The organism is Saccharothrix sp. CCNWYY140 (assembly GCF_037401995.1).
Lineage (GTDB): Bacteria > Actinomycetota > Actinomycetes > Mycobacteriales > Pseudonocardiaceae > Actinosynnema.
Window position 1 is genome coordinate 1 of record NZ_JBBEGC010000221.1, and the last position, 6738, is coordinate 6738.

A 6738-nucleotide genomic window follows, 5' to 3' on the forward strand; every position below is an offset into this window, starting at 1 on the left:
CGCCCGCCGCACCGCCGCCCGCCGCACCGCCGCCGGCCGCGCGCCAGCCCGCCCGATGCGCCTCCAGCCCTCCCCGCTCGCCGCACTGCCCGCGGGCCGCACCGCCCTACCGCACCGCTGGTGCCGCACCGCCCGCCCTGCCGCACCGCCCGCCCGGCCGCACCGCCGCCCTGCCCCGCACCGCCTCAGCGCCCCGCACCGCCGCCCCGCACCGCCGCGCCACGCCGCCGCGCCACGCCGCAGCCCGCCGCACGCCAGCCCGCCCGATGCGCCTCCAGCCCTCCCCGCTCGCCGCACTGCCCGCCCGCCGCACCACCCGCCGCCTGCCGTAGCACCGACCGCGCGTCGGCCCACAGCATGGGTTTCGGCGGGCGGGGTGTGGGCGGGCGTGGTCTCTTGGTGGGGTCGGGAGGTGCGTTGTGGGCTTGCCGTTCTTCGCCCATCCCGCTGTCCGCGCCGAGTTCCGCAGGCGGTGGCGGCGGGTGTCTCCGCTGCTCTTGGCCGGGTTCGTGGGACCGCCGGTGGAGAGCGTCGTCACGGCCGTGGTGGGGGGCGGGCGTGGTGGTGGGTGGTGGGTGGTGCTGGTGTTGGGGTGTTTGGGGCCGGTGGGGTTTTTCGTCGGCCGTGGGTTTGTTCGGTGGAGTGGGTGGTGGGTTGTCGCGGGTGGGGCGGTGGTGCAGGTGGTGGCGGTTGCGGCGTTGACCGGGCGGGGGGTGTTGGTGGTGCCGCCGGTTGTCGCCGGGGTGTTGGGGGTGGTGCTGGTGGTTCGGGCGCATGAGGTGTTGTTCGACACCGGGGGTGGGGCCGTTGCCGGGACCTCCTTGTTGATGCGCAGTCGGGCTCGGGCTGTGCGCGGGACGGCGGGGTGGAAGCCCGTGTTGGCGTCGGCGAGTGTCGACGACACCTGGTTGCGGTGGCGGGTCGGGGACGACATGCACGGCGGGAAGGTGCCGCTGCGGGAGATCAGGGCGGTGTGGGTGGCGCAAGCGGCCGGCCCGCCCGGCGGACCTGTGGTCGCCGTGCGGGCCGGGGAGCGGGTCATCCGGTTCGTGGTGGGGGATCCGGAAGGGTTTGCCTGGTTGCTCGATCGGCGGGTTCGGGCGTTGGGGTCTACTTCAGGCCCACCGTGACGTACTTCAGCTGGCCGTCGTCGAGCTTCACGCCGATCTTGTAGTGGTAGCCGGCCGCCAGGCCCTTGGTCTGCCAGTTGTAGACGTACTGGCGGGCGGTCGGGTCCCAGCGGAAGGTGCCGTCGGTGGTGGTCTGGTCGGTGAAGGCCGACTCGTTGACCTGGGACGTCGTCGCCCCGCCGCGGACCGGGGTCAGCCAGGTCGGCGCCGACAGGGCCTGGATCGGGGTGCCGGCGGCGTCGCGGAGGTGGAACTTTACCGGCACGGTGCTGCCCGTCTTGAAGACGCTGACCGGGGTCGCCGGGTCGTTGATGGGCTGGAGGTAGCCGCTGAACCGGTAGAGCCGCAGCTGGTAGCGGCCGGTGCGGGTGGCGGTGTTGCCGGCTTGGTCGCGGGCGGTCGCGGTGAAGGTGTGCGTGCCCTCGCCCAGCGGTGTCGTGGTGACGGTGCAGGTGTCCGGGCCGGAGACCGCGTCCGAGGCGGTGCAGGTGGGCGTGGGGGCGGTGAACTCGTAGATCGCGCCGTCGGTGGGCGAGAGGGTGGTGAAGGTCGGGGCGGTCTGGTCGATGTTGATGCCGGTCGCGGTGGCGTGCGAGGTGTTGCCCGCGCGGTCGGTGACCGAGGCGGTGGCGGACTGGGCGGAGCCGTCCGCGGCCAGGACGACGTCGTCGGGGCAGGCGGTGGCCGGGATGCCGGAGCCGTTGTCGGTGCAGGTGAAGTGCACGGTCACCGGGGCGGTGTGCCAGGGCTTCGGGCCGCCGACGACCTCGGCGGTGATGGTCGGCGCGGTCTTGTCCAGGCGGACGGTCACGGTGTCGGTGCCGGTGTTGCCGGCCAGGTCGCGGGCCGTGCCGACGAGGGTGGTGCCGGCGGTCTCGGTGGACACCACCGCCGGCGGGGTGAGGGTGGCCGGGTCGACGCCGGAGCCGGCGTCGTCGTCCTGGGCGCTGAAGGTGACGGTGACGTCGCTGTTGTTCCAGTCGTCGGCGTTGGGCGCCGGGGACAGGGTGTGGGTGACCGCCGGGGCGATGTTGTCCCACTTCAGGGCGGCGGTGTTGACGCTCTCGACGTTGCCGGCCCGGTCGACGGCCCAGTAGGTGAGGGTGCCGCTGCCGCTGCCGTCCAGCGGGACGGTGATGGTGGCGGACGCGCCCGGGGCGGTCTGCTCGGGGCCGCTGTCGCGGCGGTAGTGGATCTCGGTCACGCCGGACAGGGCGTCCGACGCGGTCAGCACGACGGTGGCGGTGCTGCCGGTGCACCAGCCGCTGCACGGGTGGTCGGCGGTCGTGGTGGGCGGGGTGCCGTCGATGTCGACGCCGCCGAAGGTGACCGGGGCGCCGGTGTTGCCGGCGACGTCGGTGGCCGGGTCGGCGGTCACCGACTGGTCCACGCCGTCCCCGCGCAGCACGCGGCTGGTCGGGCAGGTCGCCACGCCGGAGCCGTCCGTGCCGTCGGCCAGCTTCGGGTCGGTGCAGGTGAAGTCGACGACGACCTCGTCGCGGAACCAACCGTTCGCGTTGGGCGCGGTGAGCGTGGTGCCGGCGACGACCGGGGCGGTGCGGTCGATCAGCACGTCGGTGACCGACGCGGGCGCGCTTCCGTTGCCCGCCTTGTCCGTCGCCGTCACCGGGCCCGCGCCCAGGGAGCGGCCCTCGCCGGTGATGACGCTGTCGGCGGGCGCGGTGTCGACACCGGACAAGGCGTCGGTGGCGGTCCACTGCACGGTCACGTCGGCGCGGTGCCAGCCGGCGGTGGGCGACGGGGTCAGCGTGGGCGGGGTCAGGTCGACGTTGAGGCCGGTCACCGTGGTGGTGGCGGTCTTGCCGACGCCGTCGGTCGCGTAGCCGGTGGCGGACTGGTCCGCGCCCTCGCCCAGCTCGACCGGGTCGGCGCAGCTCGCGATGCCGGACTGAGTGTCGTCGCAGGTGAAGGACACGGTGAGCGGGGTGTTGTGCCAGCCGTGGGCGTTGGCGGGCACGTGGTCGGCGGTCACGGTCGGGTCGGCGTCGTCGATCCACACCGCGAGCGCGTGCGGGTCCTCGGTGTTGCCGGCCGCGTCGGTGCTCCAGTAGGCGATGGTGTGCTTGCCCCCGGTCGTGAAGGCGAACGTGCCGGTGTAGGGCTGGGCGGGGCCGTCGTCCACGCGGTACTGGGTCTGGGCGATCCCGGACAGCGCGTCGGTGGCGGTGAGCGTGATGTCCACCCGGTCGGCGTGCCAACCGGCGGGGATGGCCTCGGCCTGCGTGGCGGGCGCCGCGCGGTCGATGCGGAGGCCGGCGACGGTGACGGTGGTGGTGTTGCCCGCGTTGTCGGTGCAGGAGGCGGTGGCGGCCAGGGCCGCGCCTTCGCCCGTCACGGTGCTGGGGGCGGGGGTGTCCTGGACGCCGGAGCCGGCGTCGGTGCAGGTCCAGGTGACGGTGACGTCGTCGGTGGTCCAGTCGGTGGTGGACGGGGCGCCGGTGAGGGTGGGGCCGGTCTTGTCGACGTTGATGCCGGTGAGGGTGGCGGTCGCGGTGTTGCCGGCGGCGTCGGTGGCCGTGCCGGACGCGGTGTCGGTGCCCTCGGTGAGGACGGTCGGCGCGGGGCAGGTGTCCACGCCGGACAGCGCGTCGGCGCAGGTGTAGGCGACGGTGACGTCCTCGCGGTACCAGCCGTGGGAGTTCGGGCTGGTGGCCGGGGCGGCCGTGATGGTCGGCGCGGTGAGGTCGATGTTGACGCGGACCGGGTCGGTGGCGGTGTTGCCGGCGCGGTCGGTGGCGGTGCCGTCGGCAGCCTGGTTCGCGCCCTCGTCGCTGATCGTGCGGTCGGGGCCGCAGCTCGTGACGCCCGAGCCGGAGTCGGTGCAGTGGAACGTCACGAGGACCGGGCCGGAGAGCCAGCCGTGGGCGTTGGGGGCGGGGAACAGGTGGTGGGTGATGCCGGGCGGGGTCTTGTCGATGTCGACGGTGACCGTGCGCGGGGTCTCGGCGTTGCCCGCGTGGTCGGTGCTGAGGTAGGTCAGGGTGTGGCTGCCCTCGGTCGTGAACGGCACGCTGGTGCCGGTCTGCTCGGGGCCGCCGTCGACGCTGTAGCGGGTCTCGCGCACGCCGGACAGGGCGTCCAGGGCGGTCAACTGCACGGCGACGTCGGTGTTGGTCCACGCGGCGGGCGCGGTGGCGGTGGTGACCGGCGCGGTGCGGTCGATGTCGACGTCGCCGAAGGTGGTGGTGCCTGTGTTGCCCGCCTTGTCCGTGGCGGTGCCGGTGGCGGACTGGTCGGCACCCTCGCCGGACAGGGTGACCGGGGCGGTGCAGGTGTCCACACCGGACAGTGCGTCGGCGCAGGTGAACGTGACGGTGATGGGCTGGTTGGTCCACGTGCCCCCGGTGTAGGGGGTCGCGGCGGACACCGTGGGCGACGTGAAGTCGATGTCGATGTCGCCCGCCACTGTGGACTGGGTGTTGCCCGCGTTGTCGGTTGCGGTGCCGGACACGGACTGGTCCGCGCCCTCGCCGGTGAGGGTCCGCGCGGCGGAGGTGCTGCCGTCGGCGCGGCAGGAGGCGATGTGGGACAACGGGTCCGCGCACGTGAACGTGACGGTGACCGGGGCGTTGCGCCAGCCGTGACCGTTGGCGGCCGGGGTGGTCGCGGAACTGATCGCAGGCGCGCCGGTGTCGCGGCGGACCACCACGGACGCGGTCGGGCCGGTGTTGCCCAGGGCATCGGTGGCGGTGCCGGTGACCGTGGTGCCCGCGGTGTCGGCGGTGACGGTCGACGGCGGGGTGACCGTGCCGCCGCCCACTCCCCCGGCGTCGTCGGCGGTCCAGGTGACGGCGACGCTGTCCTTGTTCCACCCGGCGGCGTTCGGGGCGGGTGCGAGGGACGCGGTGGCCGTGGGGCCGGTGTTGTCCAGCACGTAGGACACGCCGGTGGTGGCGGTGCGGGTGGTGCAGACGCCGTTGGGGTTGGAGTTCTCGCCGATGGTGACGGTGGCGGTGCGCACGCCGTCCGCGCCGGACGCGGTCGGGTGGGTGAAGGTCCAGGTGGTTCGGGGGGCGGTCGAGGTTTGCGTGGGTAGGCCGGTGACCTGCACACAGCGTGCCCGCTCGTCGGTTTTGACGGTGAGGGTGAGGGTGCTCCCGGACTTGGCGTAGTAGAGGCCTTGCGCGCTGGTGCCGCCAGCCGTGTAGGTGGCGGCGGGAGTGCTGAAGGTCGTGGCGTTCGCGGTCGGCGTGGTGATCAGCGCCAAGGCCGCGACGACGACCAGTCCTCGCCGTGAGGTGGGGATCATGGGTGCACCGGGTTCCGGTCGAGGACGAGTTCTACGCCGAACGGGTGAGACTGTGAGCGTCTGTTGGTTGGTGTTTCGAGTAGTGCTCACGGTCCGTTAGCGGTTGCACCGGAATGGGGTCTTTGGACCTACCGGACGGGGACCTTCGCTCTCGCCCGACCGTGACGTTCCGTTCGGCTCGTCGTTGGACCCGGTGAGGTCCGACGACGGAAAGGACGGCGGTATGGCGACCGAGCGGTTGCGGCTGGAGGACGGCGCGGAGCTGAACCTGGTGCGCAGCGGCACGCCCGACGCCGAGGTGACCGTGGTGCTCGCGCACGGCTACGCGTTGGACCACCGCACCTGGCACCGGGTGATCCGCGAGCTGCCCGAGTCCGTGGCGGTCATCGCCTACGACCACCGCGGCCACGGCGAGTCCACCCCGGCCACCCGCGAGACCGCGACCATCGAGCAGCTCGGCGACGACCTGGGCGAGCTGATCGAGCGGCTGGTGCCCACCGGTCAGGTCGTGGTGGCGGGGCACTCGATGGGCGGCATGGCGGCGATGGCGCTGGCCGAGCGGCGGCCGAGGCTGTACCGGCAGCGCGTGGCCGGTCTGGTGTTCGTGTCGACGGCGGCCAGCGGGATGTCGGAGACGTCGTTGGCGTGGCCCAAGGCGCTGGGGAAGCTAGTGCGCGAGCTGGAACGGGCGTTCGGGCCCATCGTGCGGGCGGTGCGGGAGCGCATCGAGCCGGCCAAGACGGCGGGCCTGCGGTGGTGGCTGTTCGGTGATCAGCCCCGGCCCGAGGACGTCGAGCTGACCGCGGACATGGTGTGGGCGCACTGGCCGGACACAATCGCCTTGTTCCGGCCGGCGGTGGACCGGTACGACCGCGAGGCCGCGTTGACGGTGGCGGCGGAGAAGCCGGTGATCGCCGTGGTCGGGGATGAGGACCGGTTGGTGGGCGAGTACAACGCGCGGGCTTTGGCGGAGGCGGTGGGGGGTGAGTCGGTGGTTGTCGAGGATGCCGGGCACATGCTGCCTTTGGAGGCTCCTGTCGAGGTCGCCGCTCAGATCTCCAAGCTTTCTTGAGGTTTTTGGGGCGCTGCGCTTTCTTTGGACGCGCTGCGCGCTCTTGAGCGGACGCGCTGCGCGCTCTTGAGCGGACGCGCTGCGCGCTCTTGAGCTGTCGCGCTTCGCGCTCTCAAGATTAAAAGCGCCTGCCGGCGGGCGAACCACCGATGGGGGGTGAAGGGCGTCGGTTCCCCCACCGCATGGCCCGGCAAAGCCAACCACAGATTTCCCCGGTGCCGCTAAATTTTTTGCTCGTTCCTCACAAAAAATTCGGCTGCACCGGG

3 protein-coding genes and 1 pseudogene are annotated in these 6738 nt (G+C 73.0%); 3 read left to right on the plus strand and 1 reads right to left on the minus strand.

The window, feature by feature from the left end:
- Positions 1-332: pseudogene (locus WBN91_RS38610) on the plus strand (hypothetical protein); the annotation flags it as partial.
- A gap of 339 nt (positions 333-671) precedes the next feature.
- Positions 672-1130, plus strand: a complete 459-nt coding sequence (locus tag WBN91_RS38615) for a hypothetical protein (RefSeq protein ID WP_337722325.1) — start codon at positions 672-674, stop codon at positions 1128-1130.
- Here WBN91_RS38615 and WBN91_RS38620 read toward each other — a convergent pair.
- Positions 1111-5400: an OmpL47-type beta-barrel domain-containing protein gene (locus tag WBN91_RS38620; RefSeq protein WP_337722324.1), complete on the minus strand. Its 4290-nt coding sequence runs from the start codon at positions 5398-5400 to the stop codon at positions 1111-1113. The two genes, WBN91_RS38615 and WBN91_RS38620, sit on opposite strands and share 20 nt — an antisense overlap.
- Positions 5401-5623: 223 nt before the next feature.
- Between WBN91_RS38620 and WBN91_RS38625 the strand changes: the two genes are divergently transcribed.
- Positions 5624-6472: an alpha/beta fold hydrolase gene (locus tag WBN91_RS38625; protein WP_337722323.1), complete on the plus strand. Its 849-nt coding sequence runs from the start codon at positions 5624-5626 to the stop codon at positions 6470-6472.
- Positions 6473-6738: the final 266 nt, after the last annotated feature.

Excerpts from the sequence above, each read along its gene's own strand:
- WBN91_RS38620 (WP_337722324.1), bottom strand. The coding sequence starts at position 5,400 with ATGATCCCCACCTCACGGCGAGGACTGGTCGTCGTCGCGGCCTTGGCG.
- WBN91_RS38625 (WP_337722323.1), top strand. The coding sequence starts at position 5,624 with ATGGCGACCGAGCGGTTGCGGCTGGAGGACGGCGCGGAGCTGAACCTG.